At 48.0% G+C, this 24,576-nt stretch carries 18 protein-coding genes; 7 read left to right on the top strand and 11 right to left on the bottom strand.

Annotated elements, in window-relative coordinates:
- Nucleotides 1–68: 68 nt before the first annotated feature.
- Nucleotides 69–1,808 (bottom strand): WD40/YVTN/BNR-like repeat-containing protein, encoded by a 1,740-nt coding sequence (locus ACJJIS_RS12075; RefSeq protein ID WP_475708199.1) that lies wholly within the window; start codon nucleotides 1,806–1,808, stop codon nucleotides 69–71.
- Nucleotides 1,809–1,918: 110 nt separating this feature from the next.
- Between ACJJIS_RS12075 and ACJJIS_RS12070 the strand changes: the two genes are divergently transcribed.
- Together ACJJIS_RS12070 and ACJJIS_RS12065 are read left to right on the top strand one after the other, a co-directional pair.
- Nucleotides 1,919–2,581, top strand: a complete 663-nt coding sequence (locus ACJJIS_RS12070; protein ID WP_444905558.1) for a hypothetical protein — start codon at nucleotides 1,919–1,921, stop codon at nucleotides 2,579–2,581.
- On the top strand, nucleotides 2,578–4,548 hold the full coding sequence (locus ACJJIS_RS12065; protein ID WP_475708198.1) for an alpha/beta hydrolase family protein: 1,971 nt from the start codon (nucleotides 2,578–2,580) through the stop codon (nucleotides 4,546–4,548). Before ACJJIS_RS12070 ends, ACJJIS_RS12065 begins: the two co-directional genes overlap by 4 nt.
- A gap of 68 nt (nucleotides 4,549–4,616) precedes the next feature.
- Here the strand turns inward: ACJJIS_RS12065 and ACJJIS_RS12060 are convergent, their stop codons facing one another.
- Complete coding sequence (locus ACJJIS_RS12060; RefSeq protein ID WP_444905556.1) at nucleotides 4,617–5,393, bottom strand: LytR/AlgR family response regulator transcription factor; 777 nt, start codon at nucleotides 5,391–5,393, stop codon at nucleotides 4,617–4,619.
- Nucleotides 5,394–5,400: 7 nt separating this feature from the next.
- A complete protein-coding gene (locus ACJJIS_RS12055) occupies nucleotides 5,401–6,426 on the bottom strand; it encodes a sensor histidine kinase (protein ID WP_475708197.1) in 1,026 nt (341 codons plus the stop codon).
- A gap of 394 nt (nucleotides 6,427–6,820) precedes the next feature.
- Between ACJJIS_RS12055 and ACJJIS_RS12050 the strand changes: the two genes are divergently transcribed.
- Both ACJJIS_RS12050 and ACJJIS_RS12045 read left to right on the top strand, forming a co-directional pair.
- Complete coding sequence (locus tag ACJJIS_RS12050; protein ID WP_475708196.1) at nucleotides 6,821–8,638, top strand: haloalkane dehalogenase; 1,818 nt, start codon at nucleotides 6,821–6,823, stop codon at nucleotides 8,636–8,638.
- A gap of 350 nt (nucleotides 8,639–8,988) precedes the next feature.
- On the top strand, nucleotides 8,989–10,758 hold the full coding sequence (locus tag ACJJIS_RS12045; RefSeq protein WP_475708195.1) for a DUF885 domain-containing protein: 1,770 nt from the start codon (nucleotides 8,989–8,991) through the stop codon (nucleotides 10,756–10,758).
- A gap of 583 nt (nucleotides 10,759–11,341) precedes the next feature.
- On the opposite strand, the gene ACJJIS_RS12040 is transcribed toward ACJJIS_RS12045, so the two are convergent.
- The 6 genes from ACJJIS_RS12040 to ACJJIS_RS12015 form a co-directional block, all read right to left on the bottom strand.
- The gene (locus ACJJIS_RS12040; protein ID WP_444935660.1) at nucleotides 11,342–12,505 is read right to left on the bottom strand and encodes an acyl-CoA dehydrogenase family protein; all 1,164 of its coding nucleotides are present in this window, start codon (nucleotides 12,503–12,505) and stop codon (nucleotides 11,342–11,344) included.
- A gap of 11 nt (nucleotides 12,506–12,516) precedes the next feature.
- Nucleotides 12,517–14,541: an acetyl/propionyl/methylcrotonyl-CoA carboxylase subunit alpha gene (locus ACJJIS_RS12035; protein WP_475708194.1), complete on the bottom strand. Its 2,025-nt coding sequence runs from the start codon at nucleotides 14,539–14,541 to the stop codon at nucleotides 12,517–12,519.
- The gene (locus tag ACJJIS_RS12030; protein ID WP_282933179.1) at nucleotides 14,541–15,344 is read right to left on the bottom strand and encodes an enoyl-CoA hydratase/isomerase family protein; all 804 of its coding nucleotides are present in this window, start codon (nucleotides 15,342–15,344) and stop codon (nucleotides 14,541–14,543) included. Before ACJJIS_RS12030 ends, ACJJIS_RS12035 begins: the two co-directional genes overlap by 1 nt.
- Before the next feature lie 9 nt (nucleotides 15,345–15,353).
- Nucleotides 15,354–16,520: an acyl-CoA dehydrogenase family protein gene (locus ACJJIS_RS12025; RefSeq protein WP_475708193.1), complete on the bottom strand. Its 1,167-nt coding sequence runs from the start codon at nucleotides 16,518–16,520 to the stop codon at nucleotides 15,354–15,356.
- An 81-nt stretch (nucleotides 16,521–16,601) separates the two neighbouring features.
- On the bottom strand, nucleotides 16,602–18,209 hold the full coding sequence (locus ACJJIS_RS12020) for an acyl-CoA carboxylase subunit beta (protein WP_475708192.1): 1,608 nt from the start codon (nucleotides 18,207–18,209) through the stop codon (nucleotides 16,602–16,604).
- On the bottom strand, nucleotides 18,209–19,102 hold the full coding sequence (locus ACJJIS_RS12015; protein WP_444894137.1) for an SDR family oxidoreductase: 894 nt from the start codon (nucleotides 19,100–19,102) through the stop codon (nucleotides 18,209–18,211). Before ACJJIS_RS12015 ends, ACJJIS_RS12020 begins: the two co-directional genes overlap by 1 nt.
- Nucleotides 19,103–19,304: 202 nt before the next feature.
- Between ACJJIS_RS12015 and ACJJIS_RS12010 the strand changes: the two genes are divergently transcribed.
- Together ACJJIS_RS12010 and ACJJIS_RS12005 are read left to right on the top strand one after the other, a co-directional pair.
- The gene (locus ACJJIS_RS12010) at nucleotides 19,305–19,949 is read left to right on the top strand and encodes a TetR/AcrR family transcriptional regulator (RefSeq protein ID WP_413665477.1); all 645 of its coding nucleotides are present in this window, start codon (nucleotides 19,305–19,307) and stop codon (nucleotides 19,947–19,949) included.
- A gap of 183 nt (nucleotides 19,950–20,132) precedes the next feature.
- Nucleotides 20,133–22,676 (top strand): hypothetical protein, encoded by a 2,544-nt coding sequence (locus ACJJIS_RS12005; protein WP_475708191.1) that lies wholly within the window; start codon nucleotides 20,133–20,135, stop codon nucleotides 22,674–22,676.
- Here the strand turns inward: ACJJIS_RS12005 and yciH are convergent.
- The gene (gene yciH / locus ACJJIS_RS12000) at nucleotides 22,673–22,996 is read right to left on the bottom strand and encodes a stress response translation initiation inhibitor YciH (RefSeq protein WP_444932961.1); all 324 of its coding nucleotides are present in this window, start codon (nucleotides 22,994–22,996) and stop codon (nucleotides 22,673–22,675) included. The two genes, ACJJIS_RS12005 and yciH, sit on opposite strands and share 4 nt — an antisense overlap.
- Before the next feature lie 166 nt (nucleotides 22,997–23,162).
- Between yciH and ACJJIS_RS11995 the strand changes: the two genes are divergently transcribed.
- Nucleotides 23,163–23,996 carry an ion transporter gene (locus ACJJIS_RS11995; RefSeq protein WP_413665480.1) on the top strand — a complete coding sequence of 278 codons (834 nt, stop codon included), beginning with the start codon at nucleotides 23,163–23,165 and terminating at the stop codon, nucleotides 23,994–23,996.
- 63 nt (nucleotides 23,997–24,059) lie between these two features.
- On the opposite strand, the gene ACJJIS_RS11990 is transcribed toward ACJJIS_RS11995, so the two are convergent.
- Nucleotides 24,060–24,524: a PaaI family thioesterase gene (locus ACJJIS_RS11990; RefSeq protein ID WP_282933171.1), complete on the bottom strand. Its 465-nt coding sequence runs from the start codon at nucleotides 24,522–24,524 to the stop codon at nucleotides 24,060–24,062.
- Between the last annotated feature and the right edge of the window lie 52 nt (nucleotides 24,525–24,576).

Below are 24,576 nucleotides of genomic sequence, written 5' to 3'. Positions count from 1 at the left end.
ATTCTTTAGTATATTTTACAACTAAAATAAGGTGGATACATTGGATGTTTGTATCCACCTTATTTTTTCTAGAAATTATCTTGCTGCCTTACCTGGTTCCAGCTGGCCCCTAAGTCGGTCGACTCGTAGAAATCACCATTGGCACCATCGCAGGAAACTAATAAACGATCGGCAACCAGAGGAACTATAGAGGTGCAGTAATCTGTAGGTGGTTTATTGTCTGTAGATATCCAGCTTTTTCCGCCATCCGTTGTTGTTAAGATTCTGTTTTCTGTTTCACGATCCCTACCAGAAAAGTTACTTTGTGAAAAACCAACAATCGCAACGGCTTCATTGTCAGTTGAGAACCAGGGAACGGATCGAAATGTGAAATTTCTATTTATACAGCGATTTCTGGAAGATTTACTTTCTTTACATTCTTTAATGTACGTAGTTATTTTATCCTGGTTGCCATTTTTATCAATTTTGTAATAGGTTGGCTTTCCTGTCCAGGACCAGAAGCCAGCTTCCTCGACACCTAACTGAACTGCGCCTGCGTCAATAATTGCATTTAGGTCAAAATCATCTACTGTTTTTTCGATCATCCAACTTTCAGGATCATAGATGAAGATTTCGCTATTGATTGGCGAAAATATAATACTTCCATACGTTGATTGCTCACGGACAGTTATGTAATTCTGGCCGTTGAATTCAAAAATAGTTGTATTGTATATATGTTGGTCACTCTTGGTGTGGGCTTTCATTTCCCCTATTTTTACTTCCGCAATATGCTTCCATCCTTGACCTGATCTTGAGGAGTATTGATTCAAAAGTTTCCACTTTACTTGTGAATTTGCTACTACTCCCCTATAAATATTCACTTCAAAGTCGCGAGTAACTAGAAGTTCTATCTCTCCTGTATCTAGAAGTTTCAGGTTTTCAATGTGAGTATTATGCTCCAATGATATGTCTAGCCAGTCCCCTTTAGCAGAGCGCCAGAATAGGGCGCCTTCACTCCCCCCGACTACTAGATCACCATGATTGTTTTGTGCGATAGCCGTTAATTCATGATTGGTGTCAACAGCATCAAGCTCCCAGTCCCCGTCGGGAGTACGTTTCATAAACACGCCGACCTTTCCAAGAAAGTAGATGGAATTATCAGGAGAAATATACTCTTCGCTGTATGTCAGGGGGTTCTGTGCAATGGATATATAAGCTGACTCTCGCTCTTCATCATTTTCATCGATATGCCACCCGTTGATTGATTGAGGATCGTATTTTATGAATGGAAAGTGCTTTGCAATTACCTCTCCTTCTTTTGATTCAGGCGCGCGAATCAAAAGGTCAAGGTATCTATCACCTTGTGGCTTTGGATAATAGATCAAAGTACCAAGATCAGTGACCTCACCCTGCGTAACTGAAAAGGTCCCCAGCTTCTCATCTGCACTTACGAAACGGCTGTACCATCCATTACCGTTTGAATAGAACGCCCGAATGCTACTAATAGAGTAATTCCCTGGTTTGACAGAAGAGGCAAATACCGTTGTACCATTTAGCTTTGGTCGATCCGCAAGGAGACGTTCCGGTTTTATGGATTTAGACTCGTTCAAGTTTTCCGGGTTAATTGTGAGTTGATTAAACGGCAGGGCAACTCCAGAGGCGTTAATGATTCGAGCGACAACAATTCCATCTTGTTCGCTAATAGGGGCGTCTTCTTTCAATGTTGGTAGCATATTAACTTGCCCCGCACAACCTTGTAGAAATAATAAACAGACCGCTAAAAGAAGTGGGCAAGACTTAACGTACCTGAGAGGGTTCATCCCTGACATATTATTCTCCATAATTTGGACCAAAGCTTGCCAATTGTATTGCATTTGGCTCTGAGATAGTATTCAAAACGTTGTCACTTATTTATAAATAAACATATGGAAGTGTTATTTTGACACTAAATTTAAGAAGCGTGATGCCGATAGGCTATCAGGCAAGTGGAGTTAATACTCTTCTTAAAGGCATAATATTTGCGGCAATCCTTGTGTCTGAATCAGTAATTGCTCGGGCGCTGTCATTGGTACCCTATGATAGTCCGCCTGAGTTAGAGGGCGGGCGTGGGTATGTTTTGGTAAAGCTCGATGTAGGAGGTACTGCGCCCTCAATAGAGTTTGCTAAGATGTACGCTAATGGAAATAAATACCTGCTGAGTGGGCAAAAATATAAACTGCGAAAGAAAGGTCGTTATAAAGTCAGCCTCAAGGATAAGTCCGAAGGCTTTTACCTGATGACAGTCCCTGCTGGCCTGTACCAAATTACCCAAATAAATGCACCTTACTTCAATCTTCCCTACAAACTAGATACTGCTAAGCGGCGCACATGGCGTTTTCATGTGGAAGCTGGAAAAACAAATTATATTGGCAGCTTGTTTATAGGTAAGCAAAGAAAGTCAGATACGGTAGAGGTCTATTTCAAAAATCGAATAGCAACAGATTTAGATGGAGTTCAAGAAGCCTTAAATTCATTAACTGAGTTGTATCCTCTGGTATCTGGTGCGGGAGTGCAAGATGAATTCTTGCAAAGTTGGTTAAGTCCTCTGGAGATAAATCAATGATTGTTTTTTTTCGAGGGGCTTTATTGGTTTTGTTATGCATTCTGGTGAAAATTGGTCCAGTAGTAGCAATGCCAGCAGAAAGCTACTTTAAATCGGTTGATACTATAACAGCACAGGTTAGTCCAGATGGAAGGTTGGTAGCGTCCATTAAGCAGAGTGACGCTAGTCAAAAGTTAGATATTTGGAGTCGTAAAGATGGATCTAGTCATACCCTAATTGATCTCGAAACATTGACTTCCAGGGATGCATCAATTCAATTTATCCGTTGGGTTGGCCCAAAGTATCTTGTTGCCCAGTTTAAGGAAGTCAAGAAGGGTGTTAAAAATTTACTAGATACCAAGCCAGCTTATCGACTATTAGTGCTTGATGTATCAGGCTCCGAAGGCCAGCCTCCAGAAATATTTGAGGTAAAAACGCCGGGTTGGTTGGTCCATGCGTTGCCAAACAGGCCGGGCCATTTTCTGTATGCAAAAAGTGGGATTTACTCCAAGGTATACAGTATTGACGTATCTAAGCTTAACCGATTTAAACAGAAAGCAAGTAAACTTTTACGAAAAGATGGAGGCCAGTTTACAGTTCAGAATGAAGTGGCGTCGGTTGAAGGGTATGCGATACGCTGGTTTTTTGATCCATCAGGCCAGCCAAAGTCCGTTTTGTTTTTCAATGACAGCAAGCTTCATCTGAGTAAAGTTGTTGATGGAAACTCTACCGCCCCAATAAAGAGTTGGTCTGAAGAAGAGTTGGAAGAGGAGCCCGCTCCCGGAGCAGAGCATGGAGTCCTTATTCCGGTGTCTATAAGTTCAGAGCCTGGAACTTACTTTTGTTTAGATACTAATTCGGAGAAAGATCGGGTAGTTTACCGCTGCAATTTCACTAGTGGAGAACAGAGCATAGCTTATCGATCTGATAGCTACGATATTATCGATCTGGTAATAGAGCAATCGACAGGGGAGTTGATTGGTGTAAAAGTCGTTCATAATGGACGGTTAGAATATCAATATATTGATGAGGATAGACAAGAAAAAAATGGCATGGCGAGTCTACTAAAAACAACAGTAGGAAGAAGCCTCGATAGTACTATAGAACTTTACTATAGTGAGAGCCACGGCCAGCCAGGACGTTATTTCATTAGCAGGAAAAACCAGAAAATTGACCAGCTAGTGGCCTCAAAATTTCCACATTTAAATGATCAGCTTGAGAGTCGCCAATACCACGAGCAGGTTAAAGTGGAGGGATTGGATATTCCCTATATATTGACCATGCCAAAAGGTAACGGGCCATTCCCTCTTATAGTTATGCCACATGGTGGTCCTCTTGGCGTTTTTGACCATCAGTATTTTGACTACTATACACAGTTCTTTGTGGCGAATAATTATGCCGTTTTAAGGGTGAATTATCGAGGGTCGAGTGGTTATTCAACTGAGCTGGAGGAAGCGGGTGTTCACCAGTGGGGTAACTTAATGCTTGAAGATATATTTCAAGCAACAAAGGTGGTAAGTGACCGAAGCGATATTTTGTCTTCGGAAATTTGTTCTGTTGGAATGAGTTATGGTGGATATGCTGCACTAATGATGGCTATCAAACACCAGCAATTGTTCCGCTGTGCAGTCAGTGTGGCCGGTGTCACAGATGTTAACCTCTACCTGAACTCACCCTATGCAACTGAGGCTCAAAGTAAGTGGATGCAGGAGAATGTTGGAGATACTGTTAAAGACTATGGCAAACTGAAGGACATTTCACCGGTATATCTGGCACAAAACCTTCAAAGGCCTGTATTTATTATTCATGGTGAGAAGGATGAAACTGTTGATGTTGAACATATGTACCGCATGAATATGATGTTAAGTAAGTTTGATAAGGACTATGAGTGGAAACTATATCCAGATATGGCTCATGGCCCTACTGATAGTGAGCACCATAGAGCTATTTTTGGGTCGATCATCAGTTTCCTTAAAAAGAACATGTAGGTTTCTGGGATTATGGAGGCTCGGAGTAATTTCATAGCAGTATTTGTGGGATTACTTAGAGCCATCTATTACCCAATTAGAGAGCTAGCTGAGACTTTAATACTCTCCTTTAAGATGGAAAGAAAACTGCGAGATACTGGGATAAGTGTATCTGTTCCGGAAAGTCGGACAAAATGGCGTCGTGACTGTAACTTTAATTCAAGGATTCTATGGCTGTTAATGATGTAGCTTCGATGTAATCGGTAAAAAGTTTCCTTAGGTAGCTGCTCACTGAAACTGTCAAGTGTCATATCTGAAATAATGGTATTTGTATTGTGGGATTTAACTCCTGTCTCGGTAAGGTGGATGCGACGATAACGACCGATACTGTCGATATAGTTAATTTGGTCATATTCAAATATCTTCATTTGATTGTAATCACTCAAAACCAATCGGTTTCCGCTTGTCGAAGACGTCTGTTGCCCTAAGGCATACATCTCTTGCCGTAATATCTTGCGAATGCTTTTCTTTATTAATTCTGGATGAGCAGGCTTTGTCAAATAGTCGATTGCATTTGTGTCGAACGCACGCAGGGCATAGTGCTGATAGGCTGTTAGAAAGACAAGTTGATAGTTTATATGTTGAGTTGCATTGGCCACATCAAAGCCATTCACCTCTGGCATTTCAATATCAAGGAAAACGATATCAGGGCTTTTGGTTACGATCTGCTTTATTGCTGACTTTCCATCAGTTACTTGCGCCACAACTTTCAATTCATCGAAGGTGTTAATTACTTCTATTAGATTGGATCTTGCTGCAGGTTCATCATCGACAATAATTACTTTTTTAGTATTCATTTTCGCCATTTTCAATCTACGGGGTTATGGATGAATTTACTTGTGGGAAGCGAATTTTCAAACTTGCTCCTTCACCGCTTGAATTTAACTTGAGGGCGTGGTTGTCACTGAAGTTGACTCTTAATGTTTGAGTTAGAATACGTAATCCTTCACCATAGGTAATGTTCTTGTCATCAAAGCATGCCCCTGTATCCTGAACTTCCACTTCTATGTAGCTATTATTTAGTTCGACATTTACACTCACATGACCACTTTTAGCGTAGGGTGCAATACCGTACTTTATGGCATTTTCCACAGCTGGCATTAGTAGTAATGACGGTATATTCATTCCATTCAAATTTTGTGGGCAGTCAATATCAAAGGTGAATCGATCCTCAAAGCGCTTTTGCTGCAGCAAGAGGTATAACTCGATTAATCTTAGTTCTTCCTCAATAGTTATCCATTGGGTTTTGGTTAAGTTGATTGTGTCGCGCAATAAATCGGAAAGGCTGTAAATGAGCTCTTTAGCTTTTGATGGGTGCTGAATGACTTCTGATGCAATCAAATTTAGGGTGTTAAATAGAAAGTGAGGATTAGATTGCATTTTAAGTATTTGTAGCTCTGCCTGTTGTGCATGAAGCTGCGAGCGATAGAAGAAACTTTGCTGTTGAAATATATATATGGCAAAAATATAAACTGTGGATTCAAGTAGTATTATCGCCAATGGTAATATTTTAATATCAGGTACTTTAAAAGTTAATGGGGGTTCTACGACCGGTGCAATGCTTATAAATAGAAAAATGACTACAATTGGTCTAAGTAAGTAGGTATGTTTTTCTTTTAATAATCGTAGAGGGCTGTTGGGAAGATTTTCAATAAAAATGAAAAGAAGGTGACAAAAAATAAATGTTCCCCATATTTTAGCTGTAGCCAACAGGAGGAGGTGGGGGGTTAGTGACTCAAGTGAATAAAGTGTAGCAGAGACGATAAAGATATTCACCCATGGCCAAATTAGAAGAAATATCCATGCTTGGATCTTATTTATTTTGCGAAATTCAAACAAGGTTCCTTGCCTATATTGCATTCAATATCGATTTTATATATCAGAATATCAACAGTGAATGATATAGGTAATCTTATATGAAAGAAACTTGCCATTTGCTCCATTGAGCTTGAAATATGCACCGTTCATACAAAACATTCTCGATTGCAAGCAAATTTTTAAGTATCTAAGCATAAGTTTATGTATCTCAGGTTCTTAAATTGGCGGAGGTTAGTCATGTGCTTTTTTATTGAGTTTTCCCTGTTTAATTAATGATAAAACTTCCAACAGTTCTGGTCGTGCGGAGATTTTCACCATCCGCACAATTCTGTTATAGGTGGATGATCTGATGGTGATATGAATATCCTCTCCAGTTAAAGGAATTTATATTTAATGTAAAAGGAAGGTTTATATTATGAATTATTCTTTTGTCTCTATATCTATAACTCCCCAATATATCTCTCTATTCCGGTGCCTGTTCGGTATCTGCTTTTTGGGTTCCCTATTGGTTGCTTGTGACTCGGATGACTCTGAAGATGTCTCAGGGACAGAGATTCCCTTAGTTACAGGTCCAAATAGCGATGCTTGTAAATTGTCTGAAAGTGAAATATATGCAACCGCTACGGGTTTGGAATATATTGTTACTCCCGATGCCTGTTTTGACTCCCTTTCAGGATATGAATTTGAGCCAAGTTACGTAGAAATTGACGGCTTAAATATGCATTACGTGGATGTTGGGCCTGATAATGGCGAAGTTATATTGTTACTACATGGCCAACCCAGCTGGTCCTATTTATACCGAAAAATGATCCCGATCCTTGCTGATGCCGGTTACCGAGTGATTGCACCAGATAATATTGGAATGGGAAGGTCAGACAAGCCGATCGACGTCACAGTTCATCAATATGAACAACATGTTGCTTGGACTAAGGCGTTTATTGATAAGTTAAATTTAACTGATATTAATCTATTTGTACAAGATTGGGGAAGTGTTATTGGTCTTCGTATTGCAGGTGATATGCCACAAGTTATCGGAAGGCTAGTTGTCGCGAATGGTGACCTTCCGGTGATTCCATTGGGGGGAAATCCTTATATATACCCGACTTTTGAGATTGATGAATCACTGGGTGATGCAGAAACATTCTTTACTTCAAAATCGACTGACAGGGTGGAGGGATTCCAACAATGGATTAACTATGCTTCTAGTGTACCGGAATTAATTGCTGGAGATGTGGTACAAACATTGACTATTAACCTGCTAAGTGATGAGGAAGTACTTGCGTATAACGCCCCCTACCCAAATATTGAGTATAAAGCGGCAATACGAGCATTTCCTGCGATGATGGTAGGCATTGAAATGCAGAATTTTTCTGCCTGGAAAACACTTGGAGCTTTTCACAACCCATTTATGTTTAATGCCGGTGAGTATGATATCAACTTGGGGAGTATTGAAACGCAACAGAAGTGGGTGGAGCATGTACCAGGTTCGGATGATGGTGATCATAGGCGCTTTGCTGCAGGCCACTTTATTCAAGACGATGTAGGCGAGGAATTGGCCATACACTTTTTAGATTTCTTGCGAAATACTACGGTTGAGGAACCATTGCAAGCTGGCGGTCCACTCTTTAATTTTCGCTACTGTGAGATATTACTGTCTTATCTAGACGGAGCTGAGGAGTCAACAGAGATTTGGGGTACCCCGGGTGTTAATTTTTGTCCCCAAAATCAGTGGGATGCTATCAACTTCAGCGATATAGAAATTGAGTATGGTGCGCTTTTTGCAATTCCTAACGGGCCGCGTTTTTTTGTGGTGGATGAAATTTTAGGTGGCGATATTGTCTCACCTAGTCCGGATGATGAACACCGTTTTTTCGGTGACTTAGAAATGCGCTTATTGACTACCATGAATTATAGTTCTGATCTCGGAGAGAGTGTTTCCTATATTCCTGGACAAGTACTAAGGAATAATACTTGGTTGTTTTATGAAGGCCGTCGTGTTTATGAGCTAACTGATATCAGTGGGCAGGTGTATATTATGCAATCATTTAGTCGTATTGAGGTCTCTGATCTTCAGTTTGACGATTTAAAAGACCTGGGAAGTCGCCTCAATCTGCCAGAAGGCTGGACATTTAGAAGTCGCATTCTAAGTGAGCCATTAGAAGTCTCCGCCATCGATGGTATTGCTGAGGTGGTACAAGACGACTTAGGTAATAGCTACCAGTTAGTGCCGTAATATAAATGAAGTAACATTCATCGGTGTTATAAGGAATTACTGTTCTTTAAGAAGCCCATTTTTATTAAAGTGGGCTTCTTATGCATCGCCATACCCTTCAAGTGCATAGGTTAATGGAGGCTTAGGTGGTCTCTATGTCAAGTTGCTAGCGCTTGTTACTTGTGACTCTGCCAATTAAACGAGTTTCACGCTCTATCCCTGGGATTTATCTATAAATATCCTCGCTTCGCCGATATTCCGCATTTGAGGTGTTGAAACTCATTTTGTTACAGTGCCTACTATAAAATAGGAAATTGAAGTTTTCTTTATAGAAACCTTTTTAATGAGTTTTATGTTGCGGTCTTATAAGAATGATTAATGTAAAAAGAGCGGGTTTAGGTGTATTGGTAGTTTCATCGGTCCTAATGGGGTGCTCAGTTACTGATAACCAAACTGATGTGGCCGGTAGGGAAGCTATTGACAACTCGGCGCTACTCCATGATCTAGCGGATCAATATGCTGAAGCTTATTTAGAAAACTTCCAGCCGTACGCTTACTTCTCAGATATGGAGCTGGACAGGCACAACCTTTTTTTAAGTAACTCCCCCAGTAACGCTGCCTCTCTAGCGGCATCTGAGGACAGAATACTCAATAAATTGGCAGAGATAGATCTTAATGGTCTAAAAAGTGATCAAGAGAAGGTATTCTACTTCAAACTAAAAGAGCGATTAGAGTCCAATGTTGGCCTAAGGGTGTGTAAGACTGAACTCTGGTCTGTTGATCATATGTTTGGGCCTCATATCATTCTTGGCTTTTTGACCGAGGTTCAGCCGGTTGAAACAGCCCAAGAAAAGGCAGATGCGATTGAACGTTGGCTTGACGCGGCTCGTTACTATGAGCAAGAAATAGCCAATCTCCGCCGGGGGTTAGAGCAAGGTTACTCCGCACCTCAGAGTGTGGTTAAGCGAGTCATTCAGCAAGTTGATGGCTTGACCCAAGTACCTATCGATGAGCACCCGTTCTTGGGGTTAGCGAAGAAAGCTGGGGACCCTGAGTTTGAAGCTGCATTTAAACAGGTGCTTTCAGATTACGTTATCCCCTCAATGGAGAATTACAAGAATTTTCTAGAGTCTGCCTATTTACCTGAAGCCAGAGCGGAGCTTGGTATCCATGCGATTCCTAATGGCCGTAAATGTTATATGGCTCAGTATCGTTCTTATACGACTTTGCAGAGAACACCTGAAGAAGTTTTTGAGTTGGGTTTAAGGGCTGTCAACTCAAACAAGAGCGAAGTGGTTCGCTTAGGCAAGGAGTTCTATCAAGTAGATTCCTATTCTGAGGCAGTGGCAAGGGCCAGTGAGGATAAAACTCAGAAATTTAATAGCGCTGATGAAATGCATCAGTTTTATGAGCGCCTGGTAGATAAGTCTAGAGATTTAACCGTTGACTTCTTCCATGAAATGCCTTTGATCGAAATGGAAGTAAAAGCTATCCCTGAGCATGAACAGGGATCAGGTCGCAGCGCACACTATATTCCGGGCACCAAGGAGCGCAAGGCGAGATTTGGATATGATCCGACAACTTACAAGGATGAGTCTTACGCTTCTGCAGAGAAGGTTACTATCCACGAAGGGTACCCGGGCCATCATATGCAAATTGCTCTCGTACAAGAGCAAGAAAAGTTTCACAAAATAGAAGATGCTTTGTCTAACTCTGCTTTTGCTGAAGGTTGGGGTAGGTACTCTGAACATCTAGCGGAGGAAGCGGGAATGTATCAGTATGGGTCAACCAAGATCCTAAGGAGAGCATGGCCTGCGCGAGGTATGGTAGCGGACACCGCAATGCATGTACTCGATTGGAGTGATGAAAAGGTTGCGGAGTTTTTGCAGGATTCTGGCGCTTCATTTGCAAAAGGCCCGAGGACTCTGATGGACCGAATGGCGGTTATGCCTGCGCAGCTTACTTCTTATGATTCTGGTGCCCTCGAGATTTTCGCCTTGCGAGAACTGATGCAAAATGAACTTGGTGAAGACTTCGATATTAAGGACTTCCATGAAATCATTCTGAGAAATGGCAATGTTCCTATGGCCGTACTAAGTGAGCAGGTAAGGGATTTCATTCAGGATAAGAAGCAAGGGTAGCTGCGTTTAAGTCTGATCTCGGGCTCGTGTTATTGCGAGCCTGAGCTACACAGTTGGGTGCCAATTAATTTTTGACTAAGTGTCAGCGCTATATAAGTTGGGTTCCCGAATTGGGCTATGTTTAATTTTTTTACTATAGTGGTTTTTTCCTTCCCAGTTACGATTTTAATCAGTCACCTAAAGTTATCTGATCTGATTAAGTACCAATTTGAGAGGTACCATGAAAAATGGCTTAGGGATGGAAGTCCGATGGCTTTGTTTTTCAAACCGAGGGGCTCTTCCTCTTATGCCTTTCATGCTGTATGTAACAGGTTGGCTCGAGGGGAGAGGCCGGGTTGGATCTTTGGTGATCCTTATGCAGAAATACTCTTTGGGAAAGTGAATTTTTGGGATGAATTTTCTAAATATCACACAATTCTCTTCGCTATCTCTATATTTTTATTCCTCTGGTAGTTGTTAAGATGGTTATAAAGTGGGTAGTTAATTGTTCTCTTAAGAAGTTGCTGCTGCCTGAGTCAAAGTAACTACCCCAAATAAAGCTTCGTAATTATTAATATGATGTTTTTAGGAGGCCTTACACTTACTAAATCCCCATTTGCCTGGACGCCAGATCCCGCATAATTTCTTCAGATCCGCCACCAATCGCATTCACCCGCACTTCACGATATATACGCTCAACACGGCTGCCGCGCATATAGCCTGCGCCGCCCAATACCTGCATAGCCTCCCGAGCGCAGAACTCAAGAGTTTCTGTGGCTTGGACTTTGAGTAGTGCGATATCCGCTACTTTGAGCTGATGTTGTTGCTCTGCCCAGGCACAGAGGTCCAGATAGGCTTGGGTGGCATTGATACGTTGAAGCATCTGGGCAAATTTGTGTCGAATCACTTGGTGATTGGCGAGACGCTTTCCGAAAGTCTGGCGCTCCTGGGCCCACTCAATGGCGTCCTGCAAACAGACCCGGCTGAACTCTACACAGGAAGCGGCAATGCCCAGGCGCTCGCGATTGAAGTTGTGCACTATGGGCAAGAAACCTTGGTTCTCACCGCCAATTAGATTACTCGCGGGCACGCGCACCTGATCAAAAAAGATACTGGCCGTATCAGAACACCACCAGCCCTGCTTTTTATCGAGAAGCTGCCGGCTAACGCCTTCGGCATCCGCAGGGATTAAGAGCAGGGAGATACCGCCGAAGCCTTCCTCGCCAGTGCGCACCGCAGTAGTAAACCAGTTAGCGCGCATACCGCCGGTGATATAGGTCTTTTCGCCGGTAACGATATAGTCATCCCCATCACGCTCTGCGCGGCACTGAAGATTGGCTACATCGGAGCCTGCGCCTGGCTCGGTAACAGCCAGGGAAATATGCTTTTCGCCACGTAATACCGAGGGAATAACCTGATCTTTTAGGGCCTCACTGCCATAGTGCAGTAATGGGGGCAGGGCAATGCCGTGGACCATTAGGCTGGCGTAGAGACCACCAGCGCCGGGGCGGGCTAACTCCTCTGCGGCAACAATCATATGGAAGACATCGGTTTCGATGCCGCCGTAGTTTTCCGGATAACTCATCTGCAGAAGGCCAACTTCTGCGGCTTTTTTCCAAAGCTCGGCGGGTAGCTGGCCGTCTTCGTCCCATTCAGTAATGTAGGGAGTAATCTCGCGGTCGACAAAGCGGCGCAACTGGGTGCGCCATTCCTGATGGCCTTCGTCATAGAAGGGGCTTGCCATACGGGAGGCATCAATATCGTACATGCTGATCTCCTTTAGGAAGTAGCGTCGCTGGGGATTTTGGCGGTTTCCGTGGGAGCGGCTTCGATCTGAACTAACAGCTGGCCACCGCGTACCTGGTCTCCTTCACAGGCGCCCAGTTTAATTACGGTACCGTCGCGGTCTGCGCGCAGGGCGTGCTCCATTTTCATAGCTTCCATTAAGGCGATAGTGTCTCCCCGCTGAACTCTTTGATTGGGCTCAACCAATACCTGCACCAGGCAACCGTCCATAGGGGCCGTGATGCGGCCACTGCCTTCATTAAGGCTCGATTTGGCCGGGGCGTGGGTGATATCGACAAAATGAAATTGCCTGCCGTCTAACAGGAGATGCAGATTGCTTTGGTTGGCTAGGAACAGTCTCTTTTGGCTAACGCCATCCAGCAGGAGTTCAGCACTATAAACTCCACTTTCTTTTTTTGATTTCTCAAAATGGACCCACTGAATCAGGAACTGCTGGTCGCCTACTGAGATTTGATAAGAATTATCTACTAACGCCAGCAGCTCACAGTTTAGGGTTTGTCCTGCAATTTCCAGTCGGTAGTTGATCGGCACGCTGTTGTCACCACTGCGCCAGTCACTGCGGCCGCTACGCCGATCCTGAGGGTTGGCTTGGTGCAAGTGATTAAGTAATGTGGCTTGGGCTGCGATTACTGCTGGAACTGGTTCTGCGGATGTCAGCGTGCTCTTTTGGTCGAGAAAGCTGGTATCGGCATCGCCAGCGATAAACTGTGATTCGGCCAGGATCTTCTGCAGGAAATGGATATTGTTTTTGGGGCCGATAAATTCCAGCCGGGTTAGGGCCTGAGTTAGCTTGCGCCGAGCTTCTTCTCGATCCTGCCCCCAAGCAATTAATTTGCCGAGCATGGGGTCGTAAAATGGCGTAATTTCGCAACCATTTTTCAAAGCGTGGTCGATACGGATTCCTTGCCCCTTTGGCGCTACCCAGTGGAGTACTTTTCCGGCCTGGGGCAGGAATTGTTGTTCCGGGTCTTCGGCATACAGGCGGACTTCAATGGCGTGCCCCTGCTGGGAGACTTGCTGCTGGGAAACGCATAGGGCTTCGCCGCGTGCTACTGCCAGTTGCCAAGCTACCAGGTCAAAACCGGTTACCATTTCTGTTACCGGGTGCTCTACTTGCAACCGGGTGTTCATTTCCAGGAAATAGAATTCGCCGTTGGGGCAGAGTAGAAACTCTACGGTGCCCGCGCCTAGATAACCGCAGGCTCGCGCGGCGTCGACAGCTGCTTGCCCCATTCTTTCCCGCAGTTGGGTGTCGACCGCTGGGGAAGGGCACTCTTCGACCACTTTTTGATGGCGTCGCTGTACGGAGCAATCCCGCTCCCCCAGGTGAATACAGTTGCCATGACGATCCGCAAATACCTGGATTTCGATATGGCGAGCGTTGACCAGTGCCTTTTCCAGAATTAACTCGTCGCTGCCGAATGCACTCATGGATTCACTGCGGGCGGCGCGCAACTGGGAGGCCAGCTCGTTGTCTCCGTGAGCCAGGCGCATGCCGCGCCCACCACCGCCTGCGGCAGCTTTGATCATTAACGGGAAGCCAATGCGCCGCGCCTCGGCGACCAGGGTGTCGTCGTCCTGGGCACCCTGGAAGCCGGGAATACAGGGTACGCCGGCAGCGGCAACAAACTCCTTGGCTTTGCGTTTGTTGCCCATCAATTCTATGACTTCGGCACTCGGGCCAACAAAACTCAGTCCATTCTCTTCGCAAGCGCTGGCAAATTCCGCATTCTCAGCGAGAAAGCCGTAGCCAGGGTGGACGGCAGTGGCTCCGGATTTTTTAGCTGCGGCGAGAATTTTTTGGATATCCAGATAGGACTCTGCCGAAGTCTGCCCGCCAATGGCTACGGCGATATCGGCAGTCTGTGCGTGAAGTGCATCGCAGTCCGCATCGCTGTAGACGGCGACTGTGCGATAGCCTTCCGCCCGAGCAGTTCGCATAATTCGCAGTGCGATCTCGCCTCGATTGGCGATTAACAGGGTCTCTGTTGTCGACATCAGTGCTGCCACTCCGGTGATCGTTTTTCCAGAAATGCACGGGCGCCTTCCCGCCCTTCATGGCCTTGAATTGCACGGGAAAACTGCTGCGCAGCGCCGTCGAGCAGTTGGCCCAGGGCAGTCTCATCGCTCACCCGTGCAGCATCCAGCAAGATCTGCTTGGTCGTTGCCAGGGCGCCGGGAGCGCAGGCATTGATCGCGCCCAAGTGTTCCTGCAGCGCGCCTTCGAGGGCTTCGGAATTATCGAGCAACTGGTGGATTAACCCAATTTCCAAGGCCTGCTGTGCATTGACTTTTGCTCCGCTCAGGGCCAGGCGTCGGGCCTGGGAGAGGCCGACCCGTGCCACGACAAAGGGAGCAATTTGTGCAGGCGGTAAACCCAGGCGGGTTTCCGGAAGGGCAAAGCGGCAACTGCGATCGGCGATAGCAATATCGGCACTGCAAGCGAGCCCGAAACCACCGCCCATTACGGCACCTTCCAGTACGGCAATGACTATTAAAGGGGTGCGATTAAAGCGTTCCATCAGTTCACCGAAACGACGGTTTAGGTGAAAAAATACATCACTATTTCCATCGCTCGCGCCCTGCTGAGCATTGAGCATATCGGCAATATCGCCACCGGCGCAGAAGTTGTGTTCTGCACCCCGCAGTACCAACGCTCGCACCTGCGGATCTTCTTCCGCTTCTGCGAGTTTTTGCAGAAGCTCATCTACCATTTGCAAACTGATGGCGTTGCGCTGTTGCGGGCGATTTAGCGTGAGATGGCGGGCGATGCCGATGGTTTCATCAATAATTGTCTCCATGGCCTGACCTCACGCGGTGGGTTTGCGTTTGCTGGGCAGTATGCCCATCAGCTTACAGATAATGCCGAGCATTACTTCATCTGCACCGCCGCCGATAGCGGTGAGACGGCTATCCCGGTATGCGCGGTTGATGACAGTCTCCTCGATATAGCCCATGCCACCCCAGAACTGCAGGCACTGATCGGGAATAGAGCGGGACAGGCGACCAGCCTTGAGCTTGGCCATTGAAGCAAGGGTAGTGACATCTTGACCTGCCACATAAGCTTCCACCGCGCGCCAGGTTAGAGAGCGCAGGCATTCCACTTCGGTCTGCATTTCTGCGAGGGCAAAGTGGATAGTTTGATTGTCGATCAATGGTGCTTTAAAGGCATGGCGTTCGCGCACATAGTCGATGGTGCTGGTTACACAGTGCTCCAGGCCTTTTAAGTTCAGCGCGGCGCCGGCGAGGCGTTCTTCCTGGAACTGAAGCATCTGCAATAGGAATCCGGCACCTTCATCGCCGATACGGAAATGCTTGGGCACCCTTACATTGTCAAAAAAGATGGGAGCGGTTTCCGATGAGCGCATGCCCAGTTTGTCGAGTTTTTCGCCGATGCGTACCCCTGGCGTTTTTGCCGGAATAATGATCAGGGATTTGTTGCTGTGGGCTTTGCCCTCACTGGTATTCACCAGGGTGCAGAAAAAGTCTGCGCAGGGGGCGTTGGTGATCCACATCTTGCTGCCGTTGATCACATAGTCGTCGCCATCGTTTTTGGCAGTGGTTTTAATTGAAGCAACATCGGAACCGGCGCCGGGTTCGGATACGGCGATTGCGCCGATCATCTCGCCACTCACAGCGGGAATCAGGAACTGCTCTTTCAGATCCTGGCTGCCAAAATTAGCCAGAGCCGGGGTGCACATGGAGGTTTGCACTGAAATTGACAGGGGTACGCCGCCACAGTGGGCGCTGCCCAGCTCTTCCAGGAAAACGGTTTCGTAACTGAAGTCGAGGCCCAGACCACCGAAGTCCGTGGACTTGCTGATGCCCAGCAGGCCCAGGTTGGCCAGTTGTTGGAAAATTTCGTGGATAGGAAAGCGGCCGGCCTTTTCCCATTCCGCCACATTGGGATTGATTTCCTGCTGTACAAAGTTTTGTACAGTGCGCTGCAGTTCCCGGTGTTGATCGCTAAATATCATTATTGTTTTCCCTGCCTTGAAGTGTGAACCCGGTGATTGTGTTAATGGGCAACCGCATTTCCTTGTTGCCCCGGTTTTTCGTTAGAACCTAGCTACGCCAAAGGTATTTTTATTGAGTTTTCTCTGCTCGGCCTCATTGCAAATTTCTAGCAACATGCCTAAAAGTTTGCGTGTATCGCGGGGATCGATAATGCCGTCATCCCAGAGGCGTGCACTGCAGGCGAGAGCATCGGAATTGCCATGCATAAATGCGCTGGTGTCATTTTCCAATTTGTCCAATACAGTCTCATCCACATTGCCACTGCGTTGCATTTTTTGCTCGGTGACGATGCGCATTACCTTGCCGGCCTGGGCTGCGCCCATAACTGCGGTGCGGGAATTGGGCCAGGCAAAAATAAAGCGGGGATCGAATCCGCGACCGCACATGGCGTAGTTGCCGGCCCCGTAGGAACCGCCCACGACAATACTGAGTTTTGGTACGCTGGCATTGGCCACGGCCTGAATCATTTTGGCCCCGTGCTTGATGATGCCGTTGCGCTCCACCTCGGTACCCACCATAAAGCCGGTGGTGTTATGTAAAAACAGCAGTGGAGTGCCACTCTGTTCGCACAACTGAATAAACTGCGCGGCCTTGTTGGCCCCCTTGGGGGTGATCGGGCCGTTATTCCCAATAATTCCTACAGGAAAGCCTTCAATACGAATATGGCCACATACGGTTTGTCGATCGAATTCCGGCTTGAAATCCAGCATGGCAGAGCCGTCGGCGATACGAGCGAGAATTTCGCGCACGTCGTAGGGCTTTTTGCTGTCTGCTGGAATCAGGCCGAGCAGGTCGTCGATAGGATGCAATGGGTCTCGGTAGTCTTTTTGTACTGAGCTTTTAATGGGTGAGGCTAGGGTGGCAATAATTTCCCTTGCTATGCGGATACCATCGGCGTCGTTCTCAGCTAAGTAATCGCCACTGCCGGATTCGGTACAGTGCATTTCCGCTCCGCCGAGGCTTTCCGCATCGGCAATTTCACCGGTGGCTGCTTTCAGTAGCGGCGGCCCAGCCAGATACATACCGGTTTGCCCGCGTACCATGACCACATAATCTGACAGGCCTGGCTGGTAAGCACCGCCGGCAGTAGCGCCGCCATGTACCACGGTTACTTGCGGAATACCGGCAGCGGACATTCGAGCCTGGTTAGCAAACCCCCGCCCGCCGGGAGCGAAAGTGTCGCTGGCATACATCAGGTTGGCACCACCACTTTGTGCCAGGGCGACAATCGGCAAATGATTCTCCAGAGCGATCCTCTGCATTCGCAGGGCTTTATCCATCCCGGCTGGTGAGATGGTGCCACCTTTTACGGCATAGTTATCCACCCGTACCATGCAACGTTGTCCGCTGACCTGGCCAATGCCACAAATGGCTCCACCACCCGCACCGGTACCATCCTGGTCGTCAAAAAGTTTATAGCCGGCAAGGGAGCACAACTCTACAAAAGGCGCGCCGGGGTCGAGCAATAAATTAAGGCGCTCCCTTGGCAGCAGCCAGCCCCTGTCACGATAGCGCGCAGCCTTACTTTTCTCTGCCTGTACCGGGCGTTGCTCAGCTTCACGAAAATGGTTGATCTGTTCCAGCATGGCAGCTTGGTTGTCATTGAACTCTGCCGAGCGGTTGTCGAGCTGGGAATCAATCGGCTGCATTAGAGCTTGCCCTCCGCTTCCAATTCTTCCACTACCTGCGGCCGACGTTTGCGATGGAATCCGTTGAAGCGCTTAGAGTTACGGGCCGCCTGTGGCTGCCAAAGGGGAGAGTGATGTTTGAGACTCGAGCCACCATCGATACGCAGCGTTTGTCCAGTGATATAGCTGGCGGCATCGGAAAGCAGGAAGCACACGGCCCCACTAATTTCCGCTTCCTCTCCCAATCGATAGAGGGGAATACTGTCTCGGAAGCCCGGTAATAGCTCGCGCAGGAATTTGGGGTCGTAAGTATCAAAGCCGCTGGAGAGAATATAGCCTGGCGCTACAGCATTAACTCGAACCCCAAAAGGTGCCCACTCTAAGGCGGAGGTTTCGGTAATATTTTCCATGCCTGCTCGAGCGGCACCGGAATGCCCCATCATTGGCATACCGCCGGCGTTATCTGCGGTGATATTTACGATACTGCCGCCGTGCTGTTTCATAGATTGAACAAAAACTTCTCGGGACATTAAAAAGCCACCGAGCAGGTTACTGCGTACAACAGCATCGAACCCTTTTGTGTTGATCTGCTCAAGGGGTGAGGGGAACTGGCCACCGGCATTGTTCACTAATCCGTGAATTTGGCCCCGGGCCTGGACTATTTGCCCCACTGTCTCCTGCACCCCTTCTTCATCGCGGATGTCCAGGCTGAATAAGCTGCACTCGCCAGCATCGTTGTTGATCTCGCCGGCAACCCTTTCCAGCTTGTCCAGTTTGCGCCCGATCAATACTACATGGGCGCCGAGGCTGGCCAATTCGTGGGCAATGCAGCGTCCAATACCGCTGCCGCCGCCGGTGACGATATAGGTTTGCTCGCTAAAGCTGCCGGAGCGCAGCTGGCTTTGATAGCGCATGAAAGTTTCCTTTTTTACGGCCTTACGGCTAATTCAGTTTTTATTGTTCTTGTCGGCGCTTGCGCCTGCGTGTGGGAAAACGCAGAATGGCTTAACGCTACCAAGCAAGCGCTTGGTATTCAATACTTGGCGCCTATTTGATTAAAAATTCTCAGGGCCGTTAAGATGTTTGACTCAAATTGACCAATATGGGGAGTGGTTCGTGATTGAAAGTGGGCAGGATTTTGTGAGAGTTCCCGAAGAGTTATCGCCGCAGCAGCTGGTAGGTGCTTTGGTGGCAGAGGGAGTGCTAACTGATCCTGAATCTGCCCGTGGACGTTTGCTGAATGCTGCAGCGCGGTTGTTTGAGCAAAAAGGGTTCGCCCGGACAACAGTGCGGGATCTCGCTGCGGAAGTGGGTATTTTGTCTGGCAGTATTTTTCATCATTTCTCCAGTAAGGAGCAGATTCTCTGTGAAGTAATGCGGGAGGTGACGATATTTGCCGGTGCGCGAATGCGAACCGCAGCGGAACAGAGTCGAACACCGCAAGAGAGGCTTCAGGCCTGTATTCAGTGTGAATTAGAGGCTATTCATGGATTGGCAGTACCGGGTTTTTCTATCCTGGTGGTGGAGTGGAGAAGCCTATCCGAAGAAAGTCAGCAGGAGGTTTTACGCCTAAGGGAGGAGTATGAGCAGATATGGCTGGACGCTATTGAGGCCGCCGAATGTCCCGGTGGTGATCCCGCTCTGGTAAGGCGTTTGCTGGTTGGTGCCTTGAGTCACACATACAGTTGGTATAAGCCGAGAGATAAGGGGTTGTCTATTCCAGATCTGGCGGCGCGTGTTCTAGCGATATTCACTCCCTGAATTCTTCCTAAATTGGCAAAGCGTGCCATAAAAACTGTGAACTTTGCCTTCTTTCCTGCCATTTTTGTTTTTGAACTGGCTTGGTGAGAACTGGTGCGCAACTGATTTTCTCTGAATCTTTTACTCTCCGCGCAAGATGTAATAAATGTGACAATTTGCGTCACTTGGTGACAGGAGAGGGAGATGGCGGGCCAGGATTTGTACCAGGTGGTTTCCACGGGAAGGACACTTCACGCCAAAGAACCGGGTCCGGTTATCCGGGATGTGGCGAAGTTGTTCTCTATCTCGGAGCCCCAGGCGCGCAGGCTGCTACTAAAAGGCTGGGTAATTAAAGATCGGTTGGTTTCTGACCAGGCGCTGGAGTTTCGCACCAGTCTGCAGAAAATTGGCCTGCGAGTGGAGGTTTGTCCGGCGGGACGATTTGATAACCGCGAGCTGATTGCAAAGATAAAAGTCGCCCAGCGGCGCAAGGCCCAGGTCAATGCTGCATCGGTGGATGCGCCGGATAAGTCGCGCGCTGGTACTGACCCTTTTGTTCCTGTTAGCCAGAAAACTCTCGAAGCAGACGAGCCCCAGAAAGTCGTTTCATCCACTCCTGCCGCAGGCAATCCAGTAATAAAGCCGGAAGGCTCCCGGGATTCGGTTGAGTGGTATTTATCTGATGCAGGCCGATTACAGGCTGACAGTGTCACCAGTCAGGGAAAGGCAGTTTGGGGAGTGGTCAAAGCAGTAATCGTGCCTTCAATATTCTGGTTGGTACTGTTCGCTTGTGTTTTCTCCAGTGGATATGCCCTATGGCAAATCCCTATGGCTGTTTGGCTGGGAGAACTTACTTGGGTGGGGGTGTCGCTGAGTATTTTAACCGTACTTCTCGCCCTGCTTGTTGGTCTGCTGTTTGTTTGGCCATTTTTCTGCTTATCCTCCCGTTTGCGAGATTCATCGGAGCCCCGTCAGCTGTTGCCCTCTGAAGGTAAGGAGGTCTTGAAGTTAATTAATTCATTGGTCGATAAGCTAGGGCTGCCAAAGATCAGCCAAGTCTTTGTAAGTGCAGACTCCCATATTCTGTCCCAGCCGGGATTTCTCCAGGTTTTTAGGCAGAATTTACCACTTACAGTAGGGCTTGCCAGCGTCGCCTCATTGGATGGAAAGGAGGTCCTGGCACTCGTGGGTAGGGGGCTCGCCTTCTATCGCGGCCGTTTGCTCGGCGCACTTGGTTGGTTGACTTACGGCACCGTGCAGCGATTGGAACTGATGCAGTGGGCTTTTGAAAATGAGCGCAGTGTTGTTAGCCCGGAGAATGCCCCCGGAGCACTGGCCGGGCCATTTCACCGTATGCTAGTGACAGGTGGATATATTTTGCTCCCTATCTTGCAGCGCCTGGAGGCACTGCATTGCCGCTTAACCGCAGGCAGTGCCGTAATGCTACAGGAGAGGGCTGACGGTGTTGCGGCTCAGATAATAGGTAGTGATGCGTTGGCAGACTTCGCCAGGAAGTGGCATCGGTTAGTGCACGCAGATCTCTTAGTGACAGAAATTAATCGCGAAGCCCAGGCGCTGGGACGCAGTTGTGCAAATATTCCCGATGCCGTCCGTTGGATGCAGGAGAATCTGGATGTTGATACCTGCGATGTAGTTGAGGCTGCTATGACGCAGGCCAGGGACCCCTGGGATATTCAGCAGGCGATCGACAGTGAATGTGTAACGGTGTTGATTGAGCGGGAATTTGTGGGGCAGGTTAGATCTGCGATACCCCTGCAATCCATGTTTGTGGACTTTGCCGGGCTGGCAACCGCTGTGACGTCTGAAGTTGCTGGCAAAGACTGTGAGATGGTCGAAAACCGACTTTTACTGAGTTCAAGTAAGGAGTCAGAGGAGTCTGCTGAGGTACTGGACGAGTATTTCAATCGCCTGGCGCCCTTGGCCCTGATGCCTCTGCGCAGGCCATCCTCTGTGGAAATGCAGGCGCTGGATCTGCAGGGCACAATCGATTGGCTGCGCAGTAAACTGGTGGAGTTGCGTGATTTGCGTGGACGCCGGGAGGACTTGCAGGTCAGGGTTTTTACAATGCAGCTGGGAGCGGCGCTGATACGCGGTAAAATCCCTTTTACCGCTGAAGACTTTTGCTTGAAAGGGGCCAGCCTTGTAGGAGCTCAAGAGCAGATCGCTGTTAAGCGCGCTGAACTGGAGGAGTCACACAAGCAATTACAGCAGATTTATGGTGTTTTCTATCAGCGCCTGTGTCTATCCCTGGTAACTATGCCCACGGATCAGCGTCAGACAGCCAGGAATCAGCTGCGCCATTTGGCTGCCTACGATAGCTTGGCACCACATCTGGATCGGCTCGCCGGTTATAGCCACTCGCTGGCAATATTTGCCCAGCACCTATCACCAGAGTTGAATGAAAGGGAACTGCTGCAAAAATATACGGCGCTGTCTTTGCGAGAGACAGATGCCATAGTAGCGGCAGTGGAGAGTTCGGCTCTATTAAGAGAGCAAGGGGTGGCGGCGGCAATAAATTTGAAAGCTCAGGGGGAGCCTTTCAGGCAGCTGCCACAAGGGAGACAGGAAGTGCTGGATTCTCTGCAGGTTATGGAATCGCGTTGCAAACACATTCGCGCTGCGATTCTGGAACACTATCATATCCAGCTAGCCGCCTTGCTGAGTCAGTGTTTGGAGCGGGAAAAGCAGTTGCAGTTGAAGCCACTGCGACTGCTTAAGGCCGGCTAACCGCCGGCCAGTTTTACCGTGTGGTTGCGAGATTCCAGGAATGTTTTGATCTCAGTACGCTTGTCACCCTGAATCTCAATCACCCCATCTTTGAGGGCGCCACCGCAGCCACAGCGCTTCTTGAGCTCTGCCAGGAGCAGCTTGAGTTCGCTGTCAGTGCCTGGCAGCCCGCGCACGCAAGTCACCCCTTTTCCTTTGCGGCCCTTGGTTTCCCTTTGTATTCGAACTATGCCATCTCCATCTCGGCGCTTTTCTGTCCTGGATTCCTCTTTAATTCGACCGAGGTCAGTTGAATAGACGAGACGATTCTCCTTAGCCATGGTTGGGAATACTCCGTTGGTATTTGCTGAAAATGCCGGGAATTGTGCCCGAGGTGCGCAGGATGTCAAAGCCGCTGTAAACGATGTTGAAAATGGGGCGACCCCTGAAGCCTGAGAGGTTAGAATTTTGCCGCAATATGAAACAGCAGCGTAGTTGAGGTGATAGATGGCGTTGACGGGACGTCGCAAACTGCTCAATGAGGTAATTTTCGGAACCGAGACCCGGGCAGGGCGGAATTTTGATGTTTTTTTGATCTGGGCGATCCTGATCAGCGTGGGTTTGGTGCTCCTGACCTCCATAGGTACGGTGCGCGACCGCTATGAGCACTTACTCATCGGCCTGGAATGGGTATTTACTGGCCTCTTCACCATTGAATATATCGCCCGGATATATTGCACGGTGAATCGCCGCAAATATATTTTCAGTTTCTATGGGATTGTGGACCTGCTCGCAATTCTCCCCAGTTACTTGGCGCTTCTCTATACTGGCGCCACCTATCTTTTGGTGATTCGCCTGTTGAGGGTGCTGCGGATCTTCCGAATCCTGAAGCTGGTTCGCTACTTACGTGATGCCAACGTCTTGTTGCGAGCCCTCGGGCTGGCCCGGCGCAAAATCCTGGTGTTTTACTCCAGTGTTTTGGTTATGTGCATTATTTTTGGTTCCCTGATGTTTGTGGTGGAGGGGCCAGGCCACGGATTTACCAGTATTCCCACGAGTGTTTATTGGGCTATTGTGACCATCACAACCGTTGGTTATGGCGATATCTCTCCGCAAACGCCTTTGGGGCAGGGCATTGCTGCAATGACCATGCTGATTGGTTACTCAATTATTGCAGTGCCTACCGGCATTCTAACGGCGGAATTGGCTGGAGAAATGCATCGGGAGCGAGTGCAACAGCGCTGTGATAACTGCAGCCGTAGTGCCCATGACCCAGATGCGGAATACTGCAAATTCTGCGGCCATCGCCTGGAGGATATGGAAGAGAGCGAAGCGCTGTAAGTTATTCGCCCTTTGTCACCGCCGGCCAAAACAGGGCCGGCAGCCATTTATCAGCTTATGGTTTTACCACTCATCCGGGACGCGGACGGCTATGACTTCTGCCTTGGCGCAGAGGCGTCCATTGCTGGTGAGATTGCAGTGCAGAACAGTTTTCTTGGAGGAGCGCTGAACAATAGTGGCTTCGAGAATGACCGGTTTATCGATGGCAGCCGGTGCCAGGTAGCTAATATCCAGTTTGCCGGTGGCATACCAGATCTTGTCACCAGTGCCGACAGCTCGTCCGGCTTGCAGGTAACCATCGGCGATGGCTGTGCATACGGTATGGCAGTCGATAACCGTAGCGATAATTCCACCGTTTAAATATTGAGCAGGTCCAGCATTGTGATGGGAGCTGGGAAGGAACTCGCAGCGGGTTTGATCCTTCTCGGTCCAGTAGCTTTTAATACGCAGGCCCTGGTCATTGTCTGGACCACAGCCGAAGCAATGATTGCCCTGGATCTGATCTTGAATTGCGCTTTCCTGAGTCATATTTATCCCTCGCTATGAGCGCGCAATACTACCGATTTGCGCCGCAGAGTGG

This window comes from Microbulbifer maximicatervae (SeqCode) (assembly GCF_056231245.1).
This window is presented reverse-complemented; position numbering and strand designations above follow the sequence as displayed.

Coding starts and splice junctions, on each gene's coding strand:
- ACJJIS_RS12075 (WP_475708199.1), bottom strand. CDS start 1,808: ATGTCAGGGATGAACCCTCTCAGGTACGTTAAGTCTTGCCCACTTCTT.
- ACJJIS_RS12065 (WP_475708198.1), top strand. CDS start 2,578: ATGATTGTTTTTTTTCGAGGGGCTTTATTGGTTTTGTTATGCATTCTG.
- ACJJIS_RS12060 (WP_444905556.1), bottom strand. CDS start 5,393: ATGGCGAAAATGAATACTAAAAAAGTAATTATTGTCGATGATGAACCT.
- ACJJIS_RS12050 (WP_475708196.1), top strand. CDS start 6,821: ATGAATTATTCTTTTGTCTCTATATCTATAACTCCCCAATATATCTCT.
- ACJJIS_RS12045 (WP_475708195.1), top strand. CDS start 8,989: ATGATTAATGTAAAAAGAGCGGGTTTAGGTGTATTGGTAGTTTCATCG.
- ACJJIS_RS12040 (WP_444935660.1), bottom strand. CDS start 12,505: ATGTACGATATTGATGCCTCCCGTATGGCAAGCCCCTTCTATGACGAA.
- ACJJIS_RS12035 (WP_475708194.1), bottom strand. CDS start 14,541: ATGTCGACAACAGAGACCCTGTTAATCGCCAATCGAGGCGAGATCGCA.
- ACJJIS_RS12030 (WP_282933179.1), bottom strand. CDS start 15,344: ATGGAGACAATTATTGATGAAACCATCGGCATCGCCCGCCATCTCACG.
- ACJJIS_RS12025 (WP_475708193.1), bottom strand. CDS start 16,520: ATGATATTTAGCGATCAACACCGGGAACTGCAGCGCACTGTACAAAAC.
- ACJJIS_RS12020 (WP_475708192.1), bottom strand. CDS start 18,209: ATGCAGCCGATTGATTCCCAGCTCGACAACCGCTCGGCAGAGTTCAAT.
- ACJJIS_RS12015 (WP_444894137.1), bottom strand. CDS start 19,102: ATGCGCTATCAAAGCCAGCTGCGCTCCGGCAGCTTTAGCGAGCAAACC.
- ACJJIS_RS12005 (WP_475708191.1), top strand. CDS start 20,133: ATGGCGGGCCAGGATTTGTACCAGGTGGTTTCCACGGGAAGGACACTT.
- yciH (WP_444932961.1), bottom strand. CDS start 22,996: ATGGCTAAGGAGAATCGTCTCGTCTATTCAACTGACCTCGGTCGAATT.
- ACJJIS_RS11995 (WP_413665480.1), top strand. CDS start 23,163: ATGGCGTTGACGGGACGTCGCAAACTGCTCAATGAGGTAATTTTCGGA.
- ACJJIS_RS11990 (WP_282933171.1), bottom strand. CDS start 24,524: ATGACTCAGGAAAGCGCAATTCAAGATCAGATCCAGGGCAATCATTGC.